Below are 22,207 nucleotides of genomic sequence, written 5' to 3'. Positions count from 1 at the left end.
GCTCGGCGATGGCCTGCGCCTCGGCCGGCGACACGCCGGGCAGCACCACGGCGAACTCTTCCCCGCCCATGCGTCCCAGCCGGTCCTGCGGCCGCAGGGTTGCGGCGGTCACGCGGGCCAGGGCGCGCAGCACCTGGTCGCCCACGTGGTGGCCGTGCCGGTCGTTGATCTGCTTGAAGTGGTCCGCGTCGATCATCAGCACGGCCATGCCCCCGCCGTCGGCCACCGACTGCCGCAGGCCCAGGTGGCCCTGCTCCAGCAGCGCCTGGCGGGCCAGTGCGCCGGTCAGCCCGTCGTGCCGCACGGCATGGTCCAGCCGGCGCAGCGTTTCCGCGCCCGCCGCGTTGGCGCAGGCCACGGCCAGCGGCCCGAGCGCCAGCAGCGAGATGCCCACGCGCAGCGAGAGCACCTCGCCCGCATGCGACGGCGTGAAGTTCAGGTCCAGCAGCCCCAGGGCCACCGCCACCAGCAGCCAGCTGCAGACGATGGCCGACACCAGCGCGGAGGTGAACATCCGGTAGCTCATGGCACACCACAGCAGCCCGGGCAGCGGCAGCACCAGCGAGCCGGGCCCGCTCACCAGCAGGCGCAGGCCTTCGCCGGCCGCGAGCGCGCCCCAGGGTGCCAGGCGCAGGGCGAGCGGCAGCTTGCGCGGGGCGGGCGGCGGGTCGTCGGCATGCGGCGCGGCCAGCACCAGCGGCAGCAGCAGCAGGTAATTCATCAGCTGGGTGCTGAACCACATAGCCAGCACCTGCGTCCAGGGCGCGTCGAAGAACACCGGGCCGGCGCCGCTGCCGGCCAGGGCACCGATCGCGCTGCCGGCGCTGGACGCGAGCAGCAGGTACAGCGCCGACGTGGCGCGCTGCAGGCGGCGGTTGGGCTCGTCCAGGCGGTGCAGCAGCTGCCAGACCACCACGATGTCCACCAGGTTGGCCGCGTTGAGCCAGAGCGCCATGGCCCAGGACGCGCCGGTGGCCAGGTCGGCCGCGACGAAGCCCACGGCGCCCGCCGCCCAGGCCGCGGGGTGCCGGCCCAGCGCCGGGTAGCGCACCAGCAGGCCCGCCATCACCGCGTTGGCCGGCCAGAAGGCCGAGAGGTAGCCTGTCGGCCGCGCCAGGATGCCGAGCAGGCAGGCGACGAAGACCAGCAGCCCCACCCCGGCGCACTGCAGCGGCAGGGAAGGGGCGCGGGGCAGGGACAGGAATCGGGTGGCCATCGCGGTCGTCAGGAGTGGGGGGCGGGGCCACGCCCGCAACCCGCCAGTGTTGACGGAAATGGATGGTCCAGGTAACGATTTAACAATTTACTCACATTTGCACACATTTGCGTGCAGTGCCCCCGGGCCCTTCGGGTGCCGCGACCGCGGGGGGCCGCCGCCCGCCGGGACGGATTTCTACAATCGCGTGGATGAACCTGCCCGCCTACACCCGCGCCCGCCAACTGCCCGCCATCCTGGGCGAGCGCATCGCCATCCTCGACGGCGCGATGGGCACCATGATCCAGCGCTTCAAGCTGACCGAAGCGCAGTACCGGGGCGAGCGCTTCAAGGACTTCCACAAGGACGTGAAGGGCAACAACGAGCTGCTGTCCCTCACCCGGCCCGACGTCATCCGCGACATCCACGAAGGCTACCTGGCGGCCGGCGCCGACCTGATCGAGACCAACACCTTCGGCGCCACCACCATCGCGCAGGAGGACTACGACATGGCCGATCTGGCGCGCGAGATGAACCTGGCCAGCGCCCGCCTGGCGCGCGAGGCCTGCGACAAGTTCAGTACGCCCGACAAGCCGCGCTTCGTGGCCGGCGCCCTGGGCCCGACGCCGCGCACCGCCAGCATCAGCCCCGACGTGAACGACCCCGGCGCGCGCAACGTGGACTTCGAGACCCTGCGCGCCGCCTACTACGAACAGACCGCCGCGCTGGTCGAGGGCGGCTCGGACGTGCTGCTGGTCGAGACCATCTTCGACACCCTCAACGCCAAGGCCGCCCTCTTCGCCATCGACGAATACTTCGAGGCCAGCGGCGAATGCCTGCCGATCATCATCAGCGGCACCGTCACCGATGCCTCGGGCCGCATCCTGAGCGGCCAGACCGTCACCGCCTTCTGGCACAGCGTGCGCCATGCGCGGCCGCTGGCCGTGGGCCTGAACTGCGCCCTGGGCGCCGCGTTGATGCGGCCCTACGTGCAGGAACTGAACCGCGTGGCGACCGACACCTTCATCAGCTGCTACCCCAACGCCGGCCTGCCCAACCCCATGAGCGAGACCGGCTTCGACGAGACGCCCGAGGTCACCTCGCGCCTGGTGCACGAATTCGCCGCCGAGGGCCTGGTCAACATCGTCGGCGGCTGCTGCGGCACCACCCCCGACCACATCGCCGCCATCGGCGCGGCCGTCGGCCCCATCGCCCCGCGCGGCGTGCAGGGCGCGCGCTTCTATCGCTGAAATGAAACACCCCCCATGCCGCTTCGCGGCTCCCCCCTCTCTGGCGCCTTCGGCTTGGAGGGGGGCGCACCCCACGGCCTGGCAAAGCCAGTTCCGTGGGTGCCCTGGCATGGCCTGCTCCGCGGCCATTTGATTGCTGTTGCTGCGTCGGTTTCATGCGGCGCAGGCGACGCGCGGTGCCGTGGAAAGTGAAATCGCACGGCCGCGGAGCAGGCCATGCGGGAGCGCGCGCGGAACCGGCTTTGCCGGGCCGCTGCGTGCGCCCCCTTGAGGGGGAGGCGCCGCAGGCGCCACGGGGGTGGGCCTACTTCAACCAGCCGCGTTTGCGGAAGTACAGCATCGGGCCCACCGCACTGGCCACCATCAGCGCCAGCACGTACGGATAGCCCAAGGTCCACTCCAGCTCCGGCATGAACTTGAAGTTCATGCCGTAGATGCTGGCGATCAGCGTCGGCGGCAGCAGCGCCACGCTGGCCACCGAGAAGATCTTGATGATCTTGTTCTGGTTGATGTTGATGAAGCCGACCGTGGCGTCCATCAGGAAGTTGATCTTGTCGAACAGGAAGGCCGTGTGGCTGTCCAGCGACTCGATGTCGCGCAGGATCTGCCGCGCCTCCTCGAACTGGTCGGCGTTGAGCATGCGGCTGCGCATCATGAAGCTCACCGCGCGGCGGGTGTCCATCACGTTGCGGCGGATGCGGCCGTTCAGGTCTTCCTGGCGCGCGATCAGGCCCAGCACCTCGCCGGCGATCTCGTCGCTGACGTTGCCCTTGAGCACCAGGTTGCCGGCGGCTTCCAGTTCGTCGTAGATGCCTTCCAGCGTGTCGGCCGAGTATTCGGCGTCGGCATCGAAGAGCTTGAGCAGCACTTCCTTGGCGTCCTCGATCAGCCCCGGCGCCCGGCGCGCCCGCATGCGCAGCAGGCGGAACACCGGCACGTCCTCGTCGTGGATCGAGAACAGCACGCCGCGGCTCTTCAGTTCGGCGTTGTGCTGGTTGAGGATGAAGGCCACGCGCACGCTGCGCGGCTCGTCGGCGTCGGCGATCAAGAAGTCGCTGCGCACGTGCAGGTCGCCGTTGTCCTCTTCGTAGAAGCGGGCCGACTCCTCGATGTCCTCGTCGGTCACGTCCTCGGGAATCGACAGGCCGTAGTACTGCTTGACCCAGCGCTTCTCGTCCGGGCTGGGCGACTCCAGGTCGACCCAGATGGGCTGGAAGCGCGACAGTTCCTCCAGCGACTCGATTTCCTCCTGGACGAGGCGGCCGTTGGCGAGCGTGAAGATGTTGAGCATGGCGTGCTCCCCTGAAAGCGAAGGCGTGGCGGGAAAAAGGGCGACGGAAACGGGGATGGGGCGCTTTCAGCCGCCACCCGCGCACCGGCCGGCACGCGCGACGCGAAGGTCAGAAGGGGGCTGAAAGCTGCCGAGACGGGGAGGTGTCCAAGGTCGGTACTCCGGTGGCAAGCAGCGGGCGCGATTATGCACCGCAGCAGGGCATCCACCGGGCCGGTCTGGATGGACATCCAGTACATTCTTGGCTTCATGTCCACCCTTGTGAACGAAGCGTCCACGGTCGCCGCCGACACCGTGGCCGGGCGCCTGGAAGCGGCCCTGGCCGGCCTCAACGACGAGCAGCGCGCGGCCGTCCTGCACGGCGTCGGCGAGCGCGCGGCACCGGGCGGGCCCCTGCTGGTCATCGCCGGCGCCGGCGCCGGAAAGACCAGCACCCTGGCCCACCGCGTCGCCCACCTGCTGGCCGCCGGGGCCGATCCGCAGCGCATCCTGCTGCTCACCTTTTCGCGCCGCGCCGCGCAGGAACTGACCCGCCGCGCCGGCCTGGTCGCCGCCCGCGTGCTGGGGCTGGCGGAAGGCAGCCTGCCGGCGCTGCCCTGGGCCGGCACCTTCCATGGCGTCGGCGCCCGGCTGCTGCGCGACCATGCGGCCCAGCTGGGGCTGGACCCGGACTTCACCGTCCACGACCGCGGCGATGCCGAGGACCTGATGGGCTGGGTGCGCCATGCGCGCGGCCTGTCGCAGACGGCCCGGCGCTTTCCGCTCAAGGGCACCTGCCTGGCCATCTATTCGCGCGTGGTCAACACCCGGCTGCCGCTGGCCGAGGTGCTGCGGCAGTCCTTTCCCTGGTGCGCCGAATGGCAGGAACAGCTGCCGGCGCTGTTCGCCGACTACGTCGACGCCAAGGCCCAGCAGAACGCGCTGGACTTCGACGATCTGCTCCTCGCATGGGCCACGATGATGGAAGAGCCGGGCCTTGCCGCACAGGTGAGCGCCCGCTTCGACCATGTGCTGGTCGACGAATACCAGGACACCAACCGGCTGCAGGACGAGATCCTGCGCCGCCTCAAGCCCGACGGCCGCGGTGTGACCGCGGTGGGTGACGATGCCCAGGCCATCTACGGCTTCCGCGGCGCGACGGTGCGCAACATCCTGGACTTTCCGGCCGCCTTCGACCCGCCGGCGCGCGTGCTCATGCTGGAGCGCAACTACCGCAGCACGCCGCCCATCCTCGACGCCGCCAATGCCGTCATGGACCACGCCCAGGAGCGCCATGCCAAGCGCCTGTGGACCGACCGTCCCGGCGCCGGCCGGCCGCAGCTGGTGCTGGTGCCCGACGAGGCCCACCAGGCCACCTGGGTGGCCGACCGCGTGCTGGCCCACCGTGAAGGCGGCCTGGCGCTCAAGCGGCAGGCGGTGCTGTTCCGCACGGCCAGCCACAGCGCCGCGCTCGAGCTGGAACTGGTGCGCCGCAACATCCCTTTCGTGAAGTTCGGCGGCCTCAAATTCCTGGAGGCGGCGCACGTCAAGGACCTGCTGGCGCTGATGCGCTTCGTGCACAACCCGCGCAGCCGGTTGGCGGGCTTCCGCACGGTGCAGCTGATTCCCGGTGTCGGTCCCGCCACCGCCGGCCGGCTGATGGACGCGATGCAGGCCGCCGCCGACCCGGCCGCCGCGCTGGCCGCCTTCGTCCCGCCGCCGATGGTGCGCGAGGCTTGGCAGGACTTCGCCCGCGCCTGGCAGGCGCTCAAGGCCGGCAGCGAGGGCTGGCCGCAGGAACTCGCCACCGCCATCGACTGGTACGCCCCGCACCTGGAACGCCTGTACGAGGCCGCCCCGCTGCGGCTGGGCGACCTGCAGCAACTGGCCGAACTGGCACGCGGCTATGCCTCGCGCGAACGCTTCCTGACCGAGCTGACCCTGGACCCACCCGACGCCACCAGCGACCGGCCCGGCCCGCCGCTGCTCGACGAGGACTACCTGATCCTCTCCACCATCCATTCCGCCAAGGGCCAGGAATGGAATTCGGTGCACGTGCTCAACGTGGTCGACGGCTGCATGCCGGCCGACGTGGCGCAGGGCGCGCACGAGCTGGAGGAGGAGCGCCGCCTGCTCTACGTCGCCATGACCCGCGCCCGCGAACACCTGCACCTGCTGGTGCCGCAGCGCTTCCACGTGACGCAGCAGTCGCGCTTCGGCGACCGGCATCTGTACGCCGGCCGCACCCGCTTCATCCCCGATGCCGACCTGGTCCATTTCGACCGCGTGACCTGGCCGCCACCGCCGCCCGCCGTGCCCCATGTCCCTGCCCCGCCCGAGGTCTTGGACCTGCGACAGCGCCTGCGTGCAGCGTGGCGCACGGGCGCCTGAACACGCGCCGCGGCGCTATCGAAGATGCAGCGCGATGGGCCTTTGCTGACCGGGCTCAAGCATTCCGCCATTGCAATTCGATGACGCCACGCGCATAGTGAATTCAACGCGCCGACGCGCCTTCTCCCACAGCCCCACCTCCCGCCCGCCGACATTCCGCACCGCGTCACGCCACCCCTTGTGTTCCGCCGGCCGGCTGCTTCCACCTGAAGCGCAGGCCAATTCCCCAACCGTCAATTCCAGGAGGTCATTCATGAATTTGACGATCAGCGGCCATCACCTCGACGTCACGCCTTCGCTGCGCAGCTACGTCACCACCAAGCTCGACCGCATCACGCGGCATTTCGACCGCGTGGTGGATGTCAAGGTGATCCTCACCGTGGAGAAGCAGAAGGAAAAGGAACGCCGGCAACGCGCCGAATGCAGCATCCACGTGAAAGGCAACGACATGTTCGCCGAGTCCAGCCATGCCGACCTGTATGCGGCGGTGGACGAACTCATGGACAAGCTCGACCGCCAGGTCGTCCGCCACAAGGACCGTATCCAGGACTACAGCCATTCCTCGCCCAAGCGCCTGATGTGAGTGCGTCCCGCTGTCGCGCCCGCGACAGCGGCCTTGCACCGTGCGACGGGCCTGTGCCCCGTGAAGAAGCCGCCTCCGGGCGGCTTTTTCGTGCCCGTCCACTGGATGATCGATGGGCGGCCCTCATGCCGCGGGCTGCATGGTTCGTGCGCCAGGCGACCTTTTTCCATCACTGGTACAAGGGTTAGCCCGGGTGCATAATCGCGCCCCGATTCGCCCCCACCATGAACCGACTCGCATCCATCCTGCCGTCCGCTCAAGTGCTCGTGAGCGTCGACGCGACCAGCAAGAAGCGTGCTTTCGAGGAAGCGGGCCTCCTTTTCGAAAACCTGCATGGCCTGGGCCGGGCGTTGATCACCGACAGCCTGTTCGCCCGCGAACGGCTCGGCTCCACGGGGCTGGGCCACGGCGTCGCCATTCCCCATGGCCGCATCAAGGGCCTGAAGTCGCCCATGGCGGCGGTGTTCCAGCTGGCCCATCCCATCGGCTTCGATGCGCCGGACGAGCAGCCGGTGGCGCTGCTGATCTTCCTGCTGGTGCCCGAGACGGCCACGCAAAAGCACCTGGAGATCCTCTCCGAGATCGCCGAGATGCTGAGCGATGCGCCCCTGCGCGAGAAGATCAAGACCAGCAGCGACGCGGGCGAGCTGCATTCGCTGATCGCCGGCTGGCGTTCCGCGCAAGTCGTCTGAACCCTGGCTGCGGCCAGCGGAAGGGGACGGAGACAATGGGCGCATGAAGCCCACCGTGATCAGTGCCGATGCGATGTTCGAGGAATTCCGCGGCTCCCTGCGCTGGGAGTGGCTGGCGGGCCTGGGCGCGTCGGAGCGGCAGTTCGACCCCGAGGTCATCAGCAGCGCGCGTTCCGCCGCCGACCTGGTCGGCTACCTGAACTACATCCATCCCTACCGCGTGCAGATCATGGGCGCGCGCGAGATCGCCTACCTCACGCGCGGCACGGCCGAGGACTGCGCCCGGCGCGTGGCCCGCATCGTGACGCTGGAGCCGCCGATGCTCGTGCTGGCCGACGGCCAGGCCGCACCGGACGAGCTGCTGTCCATCTGCGAGCGGGCGCAACTGCCGCTCTTCGCCACGCGCGAGTCCTCGGCCTTCGTCATCGACGTGCTGCGGGCCTACCTGTCCAAGCATTTCGCCGAGCGCACCTCGATGCACGGCGTGTTCATGGACATCCTGGGCATGGGCGTGATGATCACCGGCGAATCGGGCCTGGGCAAAAGCGAGCTGGGCCTGGAGCTGATCTCGCGCGGCAACGGCCTGGTGGCGGACGACGCGGTGGACCTGTTCCGCATCAACCAGACCACCATCGAGGGCCGCTGCCCCGACCTGCTGCAGAACCTGCTGGAGGTGCGCGGCATCGGCCTGCTGGACATCAAGGCCATCTTCGGCGAGACGGCGGTGCGCCGGAAGATGCGGCTCAAGCTCATCGTGCACCTGGTGCGCCGCGACTCCTTCGAGCGCGACTACGAACGCCTGCCGGCCGAGCCGCTCACCCAGGACGTGCTGGGCGTGCCCATCCGCAAGGTGGTCATCCAGGTCGTCGCCGGCCGCAACATCGCCGTGCTGGTCGAGGCCGCCGTGCGCAACTCCATCCTGCAGTTGCGCGGCATCGACACCTATGCCGACTTCGTGGCGCGCCACCACAAGGCGATGGAGAACGGCGGGACGTGAGCCGCGGCGCGGCCGGCCGGCCGGCGCGCGACGATCCACGGGAGGAAATGGACGTCCGGAGGGCGGTCGCCGGCGGCTATTTGTTCCTGCAATCCGAACACACGCCGTAGAGCGACATGGCATGGTCCTGCATATCCCAGCCCTTGTCCTTGGCGATCATCTGCTGGCGGCGCTCGATCTCGGCGTCGTAGAACTCCTCGACCTTGCCGCAGATCGTGCACACCAGATGGTCGTGGTGCGTGCCTTCGTTGAGTTCGTAGACGGCCTTGCCGCTCTCGAAGTGGCTGCGCTCCAGGATGCCGGCCTGCTCGAACTGCGTCAGCACGCGGTAGACCGTGGCCAGGCCGATGTCCGATCGTTCGTTGAGCAGCACGCGGAACACGTCTTCGGCCGTCATGTGGCGCTGGCCGCCGCTCTGGAAGATCTCCAGGATCTTCAGGCGCGGGAGGGTGGCCTTGAGGCCGGTGCTCTTCAGTTCTTCGATGTTGCCCATGGTGCTTCCCTGCGAGGCCGGCCGGGGATGTCCGCACTGCCGGTGGGTGGCCGCCGCGCCCGCCGAGGGCCCGCCGCTACAATGACCGGATCATATCGCCACGCTTTTTCCCCATGCCTGGACCCCTTCTCAGCGCCAGCACCCTTCGTCTGGCGGCCGTCCTGCTGGTCGGTGTCGGCATCGCCGGCTGCAGCAGCACCAGCGAGCGCATGCGCGGCGCGCTCAACGCCATCACGCCCTACAAGGTGGAGGTGGTGCAGGGCAACTTCATCTCCAAGGAGCAGGTCGAGGCGCTCAAGACCGGCATGTCGCGCCAGCAGGTGCGCGAGATCCTGGGCACGCCGCTGCTGACCGACGTGTTCCATGCCAACCGCTGGGACTACGTGTTCACCATCCGCCGCCAGGGCGTGGAGCCGCAGCAGCGCCGCCTGACGGTGTTCTTCGACGGCGACACGCTGGCGCGCTTCAGTGGCGATCCCATGCCGTCGGAGCAGGAATTCGTCGCCCAGCTCGACACCCGCAAACGTTCGGGCAAGGTGCCGGAACTGCAGGCGTCGGAAGACCAGCTCAAGAAATTCAGCCCCGGCCCGGCCGCGCCCGCGCGCAACCAGGCCGTGCCGTCCGCCACCCAGCCGCTGCCGCCGAGCTATCCGCCGCTCGAGTCGCGCTGAGCGCTTCGCAGCTGCCTGCGCGACCGCGTGCCTGCGCATCCGCCGGGCAGGCGGCGAAGCCGCTGGAGGGTGGGTAAAGGCAGGCCGCTCGCTTCCCTGGGCCGTCGCCGGGCCAGCATCCGCGCTGCCCGGCGGCGTGCATCCTCCAGGCGGGCCGGCGTTGCGGGCGCCGCCCTCGTTCCGTCCCATTTCCCGTCCCGAAAGCGATTGCGCATGACCGCCGACTCTTCCACGCCGTCCTCCGCCCCCCACCGCATCGCCATCGCCGGTGCCTCCGGCCGCATGGGCCAGATGCTGATCGAGGCCGTGCGCGCCGCGGACGACTGCCAGCTGGCGGGCGCCCTGGACCGTGAGGGCAGCCCCACCCTTGGCCGGGACGCCGGCGCCTCGCTGGGCTATGCGTCGGGCGTGCCCGTCACCGCCGACCTGCGCAGCGGCCTGGCCGGCGCGCAGGTGCTGATCGACTTCACCCGGCCCGAAGGCACCCTGGCCCACCTGGCCGTCTGCCGCGAACTGGGCGTGCAGGCCGTGATCGGCACCACCGGCTTCAGCGAAGCGCAGAAGGCCGAGATCGCCGAGATTGCGAAAGACATCGCCATCGTCCTGGCGCCCAACATGAGCGTGGGTGTGAACGTCACCTTCAAGCTGCTGGAGATGGCGGCCAAGGCGCTGGCCACCGGCTACGACATCGAGGTCATCGAGGCCCACCACCGCCACAAGGTCGACGCGCCCTCGGGCACCGCGCTCAAGATGGGCGAGGTGCTGGCCGAGGCGCTGGGCCGCGATCTGAAGGACTGCGCCGTCTACGCCCGCGAAGGCGTCACCGGCGAGCGCGACCCGTCGACCATCGGCTTCGCCACCATCCGCGGCGGCGACATCGTGGGCGACCACACGGTGCTGTTCGCCGGCACCGGCGAGCGCATCGAGATCTCGCACAAGTCCAGCAGCCGCGCCGGCTATGCCCAGGGCAGCCTCCGTGCGGTGCGCTTCCTGGCCGGCCGCAAGACCGGCCTGTTCGACATGTTCGACGTGCTCGGCCTGCGCTGAGCGCCTGCCACGCACCGCACGGGCCGCGACGATGGGCGCCCTTTCCCTGCTGACCCAGGCCGACGCCGTCGGCCGCATGGTGGCCCTGCTGCTGCTGGCGATGTCGGTGGCCAGCTGGGTCACGCTGCTGTGGAAGGCCTGGGCGCTGCGCGGCGGGGCGGGTGGCATCGCGCGGGCCGTCGCCGCGTTCTGGCAGTCGCCGGACGTGGGCGAGGGCGTGGCCCGCATGGCGGGCGCCGATCCGCGCCGGCATGCGCTGCCCCTGGCGCAGGCGCTGCAGACGCTGCCCGCGCGCACCCTGCCGGACACGTTGCAGGCGCTGGGCCAGCCCCAGGCGCCGCTCACCCGCGCCTTGCGCGACGCCCTGCAGGCCGTGCTTCGGCGCCTGCAGGCGGGCCAGATTCTGCTGGCCACCATCGGCGCCACGGCGCCCTTCGTCGGCCTGCTGGGCACGGTGTGGGGCATCCACGGCGCGCTGGTCAGCATCGCTGGCCAAGCGGGCGGCTTCACCATCGACAAGGTGGCGGGCCCCGTGGGCGAGGCGCTGATCATGACGGCCTTCGGCCTGGCCGTCGCCCTGCCCGCCGTGGCGGCCTACAACGTGTTCGGCCGCCGCATCGGCCACATGGAGGCGGAACTGGAAGGCTTCGCGCACGACCTGCTGGCGGTGTTCGCGCCCGAGGCGCCTGCGTCGCTGCCGCCGGCACGGCCGATGCCGGTAACGGCCTGAGCGCCGGCGCCGCACGCCTTCCGGTTCACGCCGCCCGGACCGCCTTTTCCATTCGCCACATCCCAGGACGCCGCCCACCATGGCCTTCGGCCGCAGCACCGACCGCCTGAACCCGCGCACCGGCCCCGCCGCGCGGCCCATGGCCGACATCAACGTCACGCCGCTGGTGGACGTGATGCTGGTGCTGCTGGTGACCTTCATCGTCACGGCCCCGCTGATGGCCAGTTCGATCCGCCTCGACCTGCCGGCGGCCGGCGCCGCCGCGCCGGTCGAGCCGCCGCGCGCCATCACCGTGGCGCTGGACGGACAGGGCCGCCTGTTCGTGGACGACCAGCCGGTGGCCGACGCCCAGGCGCTGGCGCAGCGCCTGCGCACCGCGGCGGCCGGCGTGCCGGACATCGAGCTTCAGCTGCGCGCCGACCGCAGCCGGCCCTACGGCGAGATCGTCACGCTGATGGACGCGGCGCGTGAGGCCGGCATCCAGCGGATCGGCTTTGTGGCCGAGCCGACGGCTGATCGCGCCGCTGCGCCGCCGCGCTGACCGGCGCAGCGGCGGCGGGCAGAAGGATCGCGGACCTGGGCCCGGCGCTGCCGTGCCCAGCGGCCAGGGTCAGCCGGCCTTGCCCAGCATCACCGGCCTCGTGCGCCAGATCTCGTGCGCGTACTCGGCGATGGTGCGGTCCGACGAGAACACGCCCATGCCCGCCACGTTGAGGATGGCCTTGCGCGTCCAGGCCTCGGGGTCGCGGTAGAGCGCGTCCACCTCGGCCTGCTTGGCCACGTAGGCGGCGTAGTCGGCCAGCAGCAGGTAGTGGTCGCCCCAGTTCACCAGGGTGTCGAACAGCGACTGGTAGCGGCCCGGCTCGCCGGGCGAGAAGGCGCCGGACTGGATCGCGTCGAGCACGCGCCGGAGTTCGGCATCGCCCTCGTAGAAGCTGCGCGGCTGGTAGCCCTTGGCGCGGATCTCGGCCACCTGCGGCGTGGTGTTGCCGAAGATGAAGATGTTGTCGTCGCCCACGGCATCCTTCATCTCCACGTTGGCGCCATCGAGCGTGCCGATGGTCAGCGCGCCGTTGAGGGCGAACTTCATGTTGCCGGTGCCCGAGGCCTCGGTGCCGGCGGTGGAGATCTGCTCCGACAGGTCGGCCGCCGGCATGATGATCTCGGCCAGGCTCACCGAATAGTTGGGCAGGAACACCACCTTCAGCAGCTTGCCCACGCGCTCGTCGGCGTTGATGACCGCTGCCACGTCGTTGATGAGCCGGATCACCTGCTTGGCCGTGACGTAGGCCGAGGCCGCCTTGCCCGCGAACACGACGACGCGCGGCACGTGGTGGCCGTGCGGATCGTCCAGGATGCGGTGGTAGCGCGTGATGACGTGCAGCACGTTCAGCAGCTGGCGCTTGTACTCGTGGATGCGCTTGACCTGCACGTCGAACATGGCGTCGGTGTCCACCACCAGGCCCATGTGCTGCTCGATCCAGTTGGCCAGGCGCAGCTTGTTCTCGCGCTTGGCATGGCGGAAGGCGCGCACGAAAGTGGGCTGGTCAGCCATGGGCTTGAGGGCCTCCAGCTGCGCCAGGTCGCGCCGCCAGCCGCGGCCGATGCGCTTGTCCAGCAGCGCGGCCAGCGGCGGGTTGGCCTGGCCCAGCCAGCGCCGCGGCGTCACGCCGTTGGTCTTGTTGTTGAAGCGCTCGGGGAAGAGCCGCGCGAAGTCCGCGAAGATGGACTGCGTCATCAGCTCGGAATGCAGGGCCGACACGCCGTTGACCGAATGGCTGGCCAGCACCGCCAGGTAGGCCATGCGCACGCGGCGCTCGCCGGATTCGTCCACCAGCGACAGGCGGCGCATCAGGTCGGTGTCGGGGCCCACCTGCGCGGCCACCTCGCCCAGGAAGCGGGCGTTGATGTCGAAGATGATCTGCAGGTGGCGCGGCAGCACGCGGCCGAGCATCTCCACCGGCCAGGTCTCCAGCGCCTCGTGCATCAGCGTGTGGTTGGTGTAGCTGAAGACCTTCTGCGTCTGGGCCCAGGCTTCGTCCCAGTTCACGTCGTACTCGTCCACCAGCACGCGCATCAGTTCGGGCACGGCCAGCACCGGATGGGTGTCGTTGAGGTGGATGCTGACCTTCTCGTGCAGCTGGCCGAAGCCCTCGTGCGTGCGCAGGTAGCGGCGCACCAGGTCCTGCACGCTGGCGCTGCAGAAGAAGTATTCCTGGTGCAGGCGCAGCTCCTTGCCCGAGAGCGTGGAGTCGTCGGGATAGAGCACGCGCGAGACGTTCTCGGAGTGGTTCTTGCTCTCCACCGCCTCGAAGTAGTTGCCGCGGTTGAAGGCCGACAGGTCGATCTCTTCGGTGGCGCGGGCCGACCACAGGCGCAGCGTGTTGGTGGCCTGCGTGCCGTAGCCGGGAATGATGGTGTCGTAGGCCATGGCCAGCACGTCGTGCGTGCCCACCCACTTGGCGGCGCCGTAGGCCTGGCGGCCTTCGACATGGCCGCCGAAGCGCACCCGGTACTTGACCTCGGGCCGCTGGAATTCCCAGGGGTTGCCGCGCGTGAGCCAGTAGTCGGGCGTCTCCACCTGCTGGCCGTCGATGATGCGCTGGCGGAACATGCCGTATTCGTAGCGGATGCCGTAGCCCATGCCCGGCACGCCCAGCGTGGCCATGGAGTCCAGGAAGCAGGCCGCGAGCCGGCCCAGGCCGCCGTTGCCCAGCGCCGCGTCGGGCTCGCGCTCGCCCAGGGCCGCCACGTCGATGTCGAAGTCGGCCAGGGCCGCCTTGACGGTGTCGTACAGGTCCACCGCCAGCAGGGCGTTGGTGAAGGTGCGGCCGATGAGGAATTCCATCGACAGGTAGTACACGCGCTTGACGTCCTGCGCATAGCTGGCGCGGGTGGTGGCCATCCAGCGCTCGACCAGCAGGTCGCGCACCGCCAGGGCGGTGGCATGCAGCCAGTCGTCCTGGCTGGCGGCGAAGGGATCCTTGCCCACGGCGTACATGAGCTTGGTGGCCACGGAGCGCTTGAAGGCGGCGACATCGCGATCGGGATGGTCGTATTCGAAGGTGGCGGGTGTCATGGCGTTCTTGGAGGCTTGTCGTGGAATGGAAGCCGGGGGCGGGCGAAGGTTCCCTAGGCGGCCAGCGCCTGCTGGTAGACGGCCAGGTAGCCGGCGGCGGCGGTGTCCCAGTCGGCGGGGCGGCGCATGGCGGTGGCGCGCACCCGGCGCCAGTCGGCCGGCCGGCCGTACAGGGCGAAGGCGCGGCGCAGGGCGCGGGCATAGGCGTCGTCGTCGAAGCGCTCGAAGACGAAGCCGGTGGCGCTGCCGTCGGCCAGGTTCTCCAGGGCGCAGTCGACCACGGTGTCGGCCAGGCCGCCCACGCGGTGCACCAGCGGCAGCGCGCCGTAGCGCAGGCCGTACATCTGCGTCAGGCCGCAGGGTTCGAAGCGCGAAGGCACCAGCACCACGTCGGCGCCGCCGAAGAGCCGGTGGGCCAGCGGCTCGTCGTAGCCGATGCGCGCGGCGATGCGCCGGGGCTGCGCGGCGGCGCGCTCGCGGAAGGCCTGTTCCATCCAGCCGTCGCCGCTGCCCAGCACGGCCAGCTGGCCGCCGTGTTCGAGCAGCGCGTCGATGCCGCCGAGCACCAGGTGCAGGCCCTTCTGCTCGGTCAGGCGGCTGACGACGATGAACAGCGGCGCCCGCTCGTCCACCGCCAGGCCCAGCTCGTGCTGCAGCGCCGCCTTGCAGCGGGCCTTGCCGGCCATGCGGCGACCCTCGGGCATGGAAAAGCGCTGGGCCAGATGGGTGTCGGTGGCGGGGCTCCACACCGTCTCGTCCACCGCGTTGAGGATGCCGTGCAGCGCACCGCTGCGCGCGCGCAGCAGGCCGTCCAGGCCGAAGCCCTGCTCGGGCGTCTGGATTTCCTGCGCGTAGCTGGGGCTGACGGTGGTGATGCGGTCGGCATAGAACAGGCCGGCCTTCATGAAGGACACGTCGCCGTGGTATTCCAGCCCCTCGACCTGGAAGGCCTCGGGCGGCAGGCCCAGTTCGGCGAAGGCCCAGCCGCCGAACTGGCCCTGGTAGGCCAGGTTGTGGATGGTGAAGACGCTGCGCACGTCCCCGGCCTGGCCGCGCTGGCGCGCGAAGGCCAGGTAGGCGGGCGCCAGGCCGGCATGCCAGTCGTGGGCATGCAGCACGTCGGGGCGCCAGTGCGGGTCCAGCCCCTGCGCCAGCAGCGCGGCGGCCCAGCCCAGCATGGCGAAACGCCGGTGGTTGTCGGCGTAGGGCAGCTTGCCCGGGCCTTCGTACGGGTTGCCGGGCCGGTCGTACAGGCCGGGCGAATCGATCAGGTAGGTGGGCAGCAGCCGGCCGGCGCCGCCGTCGATGTAGCCGAAGCGCAGCAGCCCGGGCTCGCCCCAGGGTGCGTGGAAGGGAGCGACGGGCCGGGCGTCGGCGACGCCGGCGGCGATGGCCGGAAAGGCGGGCAGCAGCACCCGGGCGTCGGCGCCGGCGGCGGCCAGGGCCAGCGGCAGGGCGCCGGTCACGTCGGCCAGGCCGCCGGTCTTGAGCAGCGGGAACAGTTCCGCGCTCACTTGCAGGATGCGCATCAGGCCGAGCCACCCTTTCCGTAGCTGGGCAGGTTGGTCGTCGGCTGCTGCAGGCCGAGGCGGCGCAGCATCTCGCGCGTGATCAGCACCACGCCGCCAGCCGTGCGCTCGAAGCGCTCGGCATCGGCCACCGGGTCCTCGCCCACCACCAGGCCCTCGGGCAGCACGCAGGCGCGGTCGATCACCACCTTGCGCAGCTTGCAGCCGCGGCCGATGGTCACGTCGGGCAGGATCACCGCCTCCTGGATGTTGCAGAAGGAATGCACGCGCACGCCGGAGAAGAGCACCGAGTCGCGCACCCCCGAGCCCGAGACGATGCAGCCGCCCGAGACGATGATGTTCACCGCCTGCCCGGGATTGCCGTCGCGGTCGGGCACGAACTTGGCAGGCGGCAGTTGGCGCTGGTAGGTCCATATGGGCCAGTCGTCGTCGTAGATGTCCAGCTCGGGCGTGATGGAGGCCAGGTCGAGATTGGCCGACCAGAACGCATCAATCGTGCCTACGTCGCGCCAGTAGGGCACCACGTCCTTCGTGCGGCTGACGCAGGACATGCCGAAGGGGTGCGCCAGCGCCCGGCCCTCGGCCACGGCGCGCGGGATGATGTTCTTGCCGAAGTCGTGCTCGGAGTCGGGGTTGTCGGCGTCTTCCTCGAGCAGGCGGTAGAGGTAGTCGGCGTCGAAGACGTAGATGCCCATGCTGGCCAGCGCCACCTCGGGCTTGCCGGGCATGGGCGGCGGATCGGCCGGCTTTTCGATGAAGGCGGTGACGCGGCGCGCCTCGTCCACGGCCATGACGCCGAAGGCGGTGGCCTCTTCGCGCGGCACCTCGATGCAGCCGACGGTGCAGCCGCCGCCGTTGGCCACGTGGTCGCGCAGCATCAGCGAGTAGTCCATCTTGTAGATGTGGTCGCCGGCCAGCACGACCACGTAGTCGTGGCGGTGGGAGCGCGAGCGGATGATGTCCGCGTTCTGGTAGACGGCGTCGGCGGTGCCGCGGTACCAGTGGTCCTCGCTCACGCGCTGCTGGGCGGGCAGCACTTCGACCATTTCGCCGAATTCGGCGCGCAGGAAGTTCCAGCCGCTCTGCAGGTGGCGCATGAGCGAATGGGACTTGTACTGCGTGACCACCGCCACCCGGCGGATGCCGGAGTTGATGCAGTTGGACAGCGCGAAATCGATGATGCGGAACTTGCCGCCGAAGAAGACGGCCGGCTTGGCGCGCCGGTCGGTCAGCTGCTTGAGGCGCGATCCGCGGCCGCCGGCCAGGACCAGGGCGATGCTGCGGCGCACCAGTTGATGGGTTTCGAGGGAATGGTCCACTCTGGGGTGTCTCCTGCGCGAGCGCGTGTCGTGTTGTGTGAAAAGAGAAAACGGGGTCAGTCCCGCGGACCCGCCACCCAGAGGCTGCCGGGTGGCAGGGTCTCGCGGCCGGCCAGCGGGCGGGGCTGCGTGGCGCCCTCGTCCTCGCTGGCCAGGTGCAGATGCCAGTCGCCAGGGGGTAGCACGAACGGTGCCGGGGCCTCGCCGGCGTTGGCCAGCAGCAGCCAGTCGCCTTTGCCGGCCTCGCCGCCGAAGCGGATGGCGAGCGCATGCGCATCGCCGCGGGCCCAGTCGGCGGGGGTCATGGCCTGGCCCTCGGGCGCCAGCCAGTCGATGCCTCGCTCGCCGGCGGCCGGCGTGGGCGGCCACCAGCGGGCGCGGCGCAGCGGCGCGGCGCGGCGGCGCAGGGCAGCCAGGCGGGCGGTGAAGTCGATCAGCGCCTCGTCGGCGCCGGCCCAGTCGATCCAGGTGGTCGCGTTGTCCTGGCAGTAGGCGTTGTTGTTGCCGCGCTGGGTGTGGCCCAGCTCGTCGCCGGCCAGCAGCATGGGCGTGCCCTGCGAACACATCAGCGCCGCGAGCAGCACGCGGGCGAAGCGGCGGCGGCGGGCCAGCACGTCCGCGCCCTGCGTGTCGCCTTCCACGCCCTGGTTGTGGCTCAGGTTGTGGGCATGGCCGTCGCGGTTGTGCTCGCCGTTGGCCTCGTTGTGGCGCTGGTCGTAGCTGAGCAGGTCGCGCAGGTTGAAGCCGTCGTGCGCGGTGATGAAGTTGACGCTGGCCGTGGGCGCGCGGCCGTCGTGGGCGAATTCGCCGCTGGAGCCGGTGAGCCGGTGGGCGAAGTCGCCCCGGCCCACCGCGCGGTGCAGCCAGAAGGCGCGCTGCGTGTCGCGGAAGCGGTCGTTCCATTCCAGCCAGCCGGGTGGGAAGGCGCCCAGCTGGTAGCCACCGGGGCCGATGTCCCAGGGTTCGGCGATCAGCAGGGCCTGCGACAGCACCGGGTCCTGCAGGCAGGCGGCCAGGAAGGGCGCGCGGGCATCGAAGCCGCCGCCCGGCCCGCGGCCGAGCACCGGGCCCAGGTCGAAGCGGAAGCCGTCGACGCCGAGTTCGGTGACCCAGTGGCGCAGGGCGTCCATGGCCAGCTGCACCACGCGCGGCTCGGAGAAGTCCAGGCAGTTGCCGCAGCCGGTCCAGTTCTCGTAGAAGGCCGGATCGTCGGCGCGCAGGCGGTAGTAGAGGGCGTTGTCGATGCCGCGCAGCGACAGCGTGGGGCCCAGCTCGTCGGTCTCGGCGCTGTGGTTGAACACGACGTCGATCACCAGTTCCATGCCGCGCGCATGCACCGCCTCGGCCAGCGCCCGGAATTCGGCCATGGGGCTGCCGCCGTCGCTGGCGTAGCGGGCCTCGGGCGCGAACCAGCCGATGGGGCTGTAGCCCCAGTAGTTGGCCAGGCCCAGCGTCTGCAGCCGCGCCTCGTCGGCGCGGTGCTGCACCGGCATGAGGCTCAGGCTGGTGACGCCTAGGCGCTGCAGGTGGTCGAGGACGGCCGGCTCGGCCAGGCCGGCATAGCGGCCCCGGTGCGCCGGCGGCACATCGGGGTGCCGCATGGTGTGGCCCTTGGGATGCAGCTCGTAGAGCACCCGGTCGGCCGCCGCGATGCGCGGGCGTGGCGTGGCGAGCGGCGGCATCGGCGCCGTCACCCGGGCCTTGAGCGCGACCGCGGCGTTGTCGCGCGGGTCGCGCGCGTCGGGCTGGCCGGGGACGTGGCCGAGGGAAACGTCCTCCCCCCGGTAGCGGCCGACCACCTCGCGGGCATACGGGTCCAGCAGCAGCTTGGCAGGGTTGAAGCGATGGCCGTCGTGCGGTGACCAGGGGCCATGCACCCGCCAGCCGTAGACCAGGCCGGCCCGCGCACCGGGCAGCAGGCCGTGCCACACGCCGTCGGTGCAGTGCGCGAGGCGCAGCCGCTGCTGCTCCTGGCGGCCTGCGGCGTCGAAGAGGCACAGCTCGACCGCCTCGGCCCGCGGCGCGACCAGGGCGAAGTTGACGCCGCCGCCGGGCAGCAGCGTGGCGCCGAGGGGATGGGGGAGGCCTTGGCCCAGCATGCGGCCGTTCAACGTTCGCGCGACGGCTGCAGGGCCGGCCCGGCGACGCGCACCATCTTGCGGTCGCGCACGATGACGATGGCGGTGCCGGTGCGCGCAGCAGTCTCGCGCGCGGCAGCGGCCGCCCGGCGCAAGGCGGCCAGAGACGCGGGAAGGTCGCGGTCCCGGGCTTGGGAAATGGGTCTGGCGCTCACGGTGCTTCTCCCCAGTCGATCAGCATGGGCTCTTCGCCCGAGTTGTCATACAGCGCCCAGGCGTCGACCGCCTGTCGGTAGCGCTGCTCGAAATTGTCGCGGCCGGCGTGGAAGCGGCGCCGGACCACGTCGTCGGGAATGTGGTGCCCGCCCTGGCGTACGCGCTCCGCCACGCGGGCCACGGCCAGTTCGGGATCGGGCAGGGCCAGGAAGAACAGGCTGACGTGGTAGCCGGCGCGCCGCCACGCCCCGATGTGACGGAGATAGGCCAGGCCGGACAGGGTGGTCTCGAATGCAAAGCTTTCGCGCCGCCGGGTACAGGCGTCCAGCTCGTCCAGCATCAGCCGGCCTGCGCGCAGCGCTGCGGCCTCTGGCGCGAACGGCGACAGGCCGGCGGCGATCAGGTCGGCGTTGATGAAGCGCAGCACCTGGGCTTCCTGCGGCAGGAAGGCGCGCGCGAACGTCGTCTTTCCGGCGCCGTTGGGGCCCGCGATGATGACGATCTTGGGTTCAGCCATGCGGCACCCACCAGCTCACCGCCAGCGGCGGCACGGTGATCGCGATCTGCTGCGCCTGGCCGTGCAGGGGTTCGGGCACGGTGTTGGACAGGGCATTGGCCAGGCCGCTGCCGCCATACAGCTCGCTGTCGGTGCTGAGCACCTCGCGCCAGGCGCCTGGCCGGGGCACGCCCAGGCGGTAGTCGGGCCGTGCCACCGGCTGGAAGTTGGCCACCGCCAGCAGCAGGGCGCCGTCGGCGGCGCGGCGGGCGAAGGCGAAGACGGACTGTTCGGTGTCGTCGGCCACCAGCCATTCGACGCCGTGGGGCGCGCCGTCCTGCTCGAACAGCGCAGGGAAGTGGCGGTACAGGCGATTGAGGTCGCGCAGCAGGCGCTGGATGGCGGGGTCGGACAGGCGTTCGGGGTTTGGGCGGTCGAGGTCGGGCGCGCTGTCGTGCCGTGCCCATTCCTCGCCCAGGGGCAGCAGCTTCTTGCCCGGACAGGCCCACTGCCAGCCCAGCAGCAGCCGCAGTCCGGCGAGCGGTTGTGCCTCGCTGCCGGGCAGCCGGTCGATGGGCGCGCTCCTGCCCCGCGCCACCGCCTCGTGCGGCAGGGCGAGCACGGCCCGCCCGGCATGGGCCTCGGACAGGCCGGCGACGATCCGCCAGTGCAGTTCGCCGCGTTGCGCCGGTTCGGCCTGCAGCAGGGCGAGCGTGTCGCGCGTCCAGGCTGCGTTCCATGGGTGGTAGAGGCCCGGCCCGCCCTCTGCGGCCTGTCGGGTCGCCGGCGAGGCGGGGAGCGAGGGTCCGGCGAAGAGCACGGCGCCCGGGCGCTCGACCGCCACCCGCTCGCCGAGCTGCCGCAGGAAGTCGAGGACGTGCGGCTCGCCATGCGCGGCGTGGTCGCCCTGCGATCCGCCGTGCGGCAGGCCGTCCTCGGTTGGAGGAACAGCCCCCTCGCCCAGCACGCGCAGGCCGTCGATGCCGAAGCGTTCCAGCCAGTACAGCGCATTCCCGGCCAGGTGGTTGCGCACCTCGGGCCGGCGCCAGTCGAAGGCGTGGGTGCCCTGGGCGAGGTGCACGTCCGGGTGCGGATCCGTGCGCTCGTACAGGGCCGTGCCGTCGAAGCGCGCGAGGCCGTGCACGTCGGCCGGAAAGCGGCCTGGCCACCAGTCCAGGACCACGCCCAGCCCGGCCGCATGGGCGGCCTGCACGAAGGCGCGCAGGTCTTCCGCCGTGCCGAGGCAGGCCGGCGGCGCGTACAGGCCCACGGCCGCGTCGTGCGCCATCGTCAGCACGAGGTGGGTGAAACCGAGCGCGGCGGCGTGCGGCACCAGCGTGTCGGCCAGCGTGCGGGCCCCCGGCCCGTCGGCGCCGGCCTGGGGGCACCCGGCATCCAGCGGCACCTCGCACAGGCTGAGCGGCGCGTCCGGCCGGTTGGCCGCCGCACGCCCGGGCGCCATCGGCACCGGCGCGGCCAGCAGGCTCACCACGCTGGCGGGCGTCTTGCCGGGCCGCGCGCGGGTGGCGAAGCCGTACGGGTCGGCCTTGCAGTGCACCCGGCCGTCGGCACCGAGCATCTCGTAGAGGTAGGCATCGCCCGCCTGCACGTGCGGCACGAACATCTCCCACACGCCGCATTCGGGCCGCCGGCGCAACAGGTGGCGCCGGCCGTCCCAGTTGTTGAAGTCGCCCACCACCGACACCCGCCGCGCGTGCGGTGCCCAGACGGCGAAGGCCGTGCCGGCGACGCCGTCGAGCACACGCGGATGGGCGCCCAGCACCTCGAAGGGCCGGCAGTGCGTGCCCTCGGCCAGCAGCCACAGGTCCAGGTCGGACAGCAGGGGTTCGAAGCGGTAGGGATCGTGCAGGCGCGAGGCATGGCCGTCGTCCCACACCACGTGCAGCACGTAGCCCAGCTGCGCGGGCGCCGCCGGCACCAGGGCCGCGAAGACGTCCGAGCCGCCCTGGCGCTGCAGCACCGCCAGCGGGTCGCCGGAGGCCGCATGCAAAACCGCCACCTGCCGCGCGCCGGGCAGCAGCGCCGCCACCCGCAGTCCCTCGGGAAAGCGGTGCGGGCCGAGCACGGCGAAGGCGTCGCCATGCTCGGCCCGCATCAGGGCCTGGATCTCGCCGTCGGACAGCATGCGGGAAAGGGTGTGGCGTGGGAAG

The 22,207-nt window shown here is 71.0% G+C and carries 19 protein-coding genes; 9 read left to right on the top strand and 10 right to left on the bottom strand.

Translation table 11 applies throughout. The features are described 5' to 3' along the window. Positions 1-1,216 (bottom strand): GGDEF domain-containing protein (locus NS331_RS09135; RefSeq protein ID WP_058641695.1); only part of this gene is annotated, 1,216 nt, incomplete at its 3' end. A 191-nt stretch (positions 1,217-1,407) separates the two neighbouring features. Here NS331_RS09135 and NS331_RS09130 point away from each other — a divergent pair. After that, positions 1,408-2,445: a homocysteine S-methyltransferase family protein gene (locus NS331_RS09130; protein ID WP_058641694.1), complete on the top strand. Its 1,038-nt coding sequence runs from the start codon at positions 1,408-1,410 to the stop codon at positions 2,443-2,445. A 304-nt stretch (positions 2,446-2,749) separates the two neighbouring features. Here NS331_RS09130 and corA read toward each other — a convergent pair whose 3' ends face one another. After that, on the bottom strand, positions 2,750-3,736 hold the full coding sequence (gene corA / locus NS331_RS09125) for a magnesium/cobalt transporter CorA (protein ID WP_058641693.1): 987 nt from the start codon (positions 3,734-3,736) through the stop codon (positions 2,750-2,752). A gap of 249 nt (positions 3,737-3,985) precedes the next feature. Between corA and NS331_RS09120 the strand changes: the two genes are divergently transcribed. The 4 genes from NS331_RS09120 to hprK all read left to right on the top strand — a co-directional run bounded on the left by NS331_RS09120 (position 3,986) and on the right by hprK (position 8,378). Then, on the top strand, positions 3,986-6,106 hold the full coding sequence (locus NS331_RS09120) for an ATP-dependent helicase (protein ID WP_082702352.1): 2,121 nt from the start codon (positions 3,986-3,988) through the stop codon (positions 6,104-6,106). A 253-nt stretch (positions 6,107-6,359) separates the two neighbouring features. Next, positions 6,360-6,689 (top strand): ribosome hibernation-promoting factor, HPF/YfiA family, encoded by a 330-nt coding sequence (gene hpf, locus NS331_RS09115; protein ID WP_058641692.1) that lies wholly within the window; start codon positions 6,360-6,362, stop codon positions 6,687-6,689. Positions 6,690-6,913: 224 nt separating this feature from the next. Then, positions 6,914-7,381, top strand: coding sequence for a PTS sugar transporter subunit IIA (locus NS331_RS09110; RefSeq protein WP_058641691.1), 468 nt, complete (start codon positions 6,914-6,916; stop codon positions 7,379-7,381). A gap of 43 nt (positions 7,382-7,424) precedes the next feature. Then, complete coding sequence (hprK, locus tag NS331_RS09105) at positions 7,425-8,378, top strand: HPr(Ser) kinase/phosphatase (RefSeq protein WP_058641690.1); 954 nt, start codon at positions 7,425-7,427, stop codon at positions 8,376-8,378. A gap of 76 nt (positions 8,379-8,454) precedes the next feature. Here hprK and fur read toward each other — a convergent pair whose 3' ends face one another. Next, positions 8,455-8,871, bottom strand: coding sequence for a ferric iron uptake transcriptional regulator (gene fur, locus NS331_RS09100; protein ID WP_058641689.1), 417 nt, complete (start codon positions 8,869-8,871; stop codon positions 8,455-8,457). Between the two features lie 113 nt (positions 8,872-8,984). Here fur and NS331_RS09095 point away from each other — a divergent pair, with 113 nt between their 5' ends. From NS331_RS09095 to NS331_RS09080, 4 genes are all read left to right on the top strand, one after another. Then, entirely contained in the window at positions 8,985-9,542 is a 558-nt protein-coding gene (locus NS331_RS09095) for an outer membrane protein assembly factor BamE (protein WP_058641688.1), read from the top strand. 213 nt (positions 9,543-9,755) lie between these two features. After that, positions 9,756-10,589, top strand: coding sequence for a 4-hydroxy-tetrahydrodipicolinate reductase (gene dapB / locus NS331_RS09090; RefSeq protein ID WP_058641687.1), 834 nt, complete (start codon positions 9,756-9,758; stop codon positions 10,587-10,589). A gap of 31 nt (positions 10,590-10,620) precedes the next feature. Then, positions 10,621-11,319: a MotA/TolQ/ExbB proton channel family protein gene (locus tag NS331_RS09085; RefSeq protein ID WP_058641686.1), complete on the top strand. Its 699-nt coding sequence runs from the start codon at positions 10,621-10,623 to the stop codon at positions 11,317-11,319. Positions 11,320-11,398: 79 nt separating this feature from the next. Beyond that, a complete protein-coding gene (locus tag NS331_RS09080) occupies positions 11,399-11,860 on the top strand; it encodes an ExbD/TolR family protein (protein ID WP_058641685.1) in 462 nt (153 codons plus the stop codon). A gap of 69 nt (positions 11,861-11,929) precedes the next feature. Here NS331_RS09080 and NS331_RS09075 read toward each other — a convergent pair whose 3' ends face one another. The 7 genes from NS331_RS09075 to glgB are packed head-to-tail and all read right to left on the bottom strand — an operon-like array spanning position 11,930 to position 22,182. Further along, entirely contained in the window at positions 11,930-14,398 is a 2,469-nt protein-coding gene (locus NS331_RS09075; protein ID WP_058641684.1) for a glycogen/starch/alpha-glucan phosphorylase, read from the bottom strand. A 53-nt stretch (positions 14,399-14,451) separates the two neighbouring features. Continuing rightward, positions 14,452-15,927, bottom strand: coding sequence for a glycogen synthase GlgA (gene glgA / locus NS331_RS09070; protein ID WP_058641683.1), 1,476 nt, complete (start codon positions 15,925-15,927; stop codon positions 14,452-14,454). Next, on the bottom strand, positions 15,927-17,246 hold the full coding sequence (gene glgC / locus NS331_RS09065) for a glucose-1-phosphate adenylyltransferase (RefSeq protein ID WP_058641682.1): 1,320 nt from the start codon (positions 17,244-17,246) through the stop codon (positions 15,927-15,929). The genes glgA and glgC overlap by 1 nt, the downstream gene beginning before the upstream one ends. A gap of 56 nt (positions 17,247-17,302) precedes the next feature. Continuing rightward, positions 17,303-19,345 (bottom strand): glycogen debranching protein GlgX, encoded by a 2,043-nt coding sequence (glgX, locus tag NS331_RS09060; protein WP_058641681.1) that lies wholly within the window; start codon positions 19,343-19,345, stop codon positions 17,303-17,305. Between the two features lie 8 nt (positions 19,346-19,353). Next, the gene (locus NS331_RS09055) at positions 19,354-19,539 is read right to left on the bottom strand and encodes a hypothetical protein (RefSeq protein WP_058641680.1); all 186 of its coding nucleotides are present in this window, start codon (positions 19,537-19,539) and stop codon (positions 19,354-19,356) included. Next, entirely contained in the window at positions 19,536-20,057 is a 522-nt protein-coding gene (locus NS331_RS09050) for an ATPase (protein WP_058641679.1), read from the bottom strand. Before NS331_RS09050 ends, NS331_RS09055 begins: the two co-directional genes overlap by 4 nt. Next, positions 20,050-22,182 (bottom strand): 1,4-alpha-glucan branching enzyme, encoded by a 2,133-nt coding sequence (glgB, locus tag NS331_RS09045; protein WP_058641678.1) that lies wholly within the window; start codon positions 22,180-22,182, stop codon positions 20,050-20,052. Before glgB ends, NS331_RS09050 begins: the two co-directional genes overlap by 8 nt. Positions 22,183-22,207 lie beyond the last annotated feature (25 nt).

The sequence above is a fragment of the Pseudacidovorax intermedius genome (genome assembly GCF_001476815.1).
Lineage (GTDB): Bacteria > Pseudomonadota > Gammaproteobacteria > Burkholderiales > Burkholderiaceae_C > Xenophilus > Xenophilus intermedius_A.
Note: the sequence above shows the minus strand (reverse complement) of the source record. Positions and strands in the feature narration are given on the sequence as shown.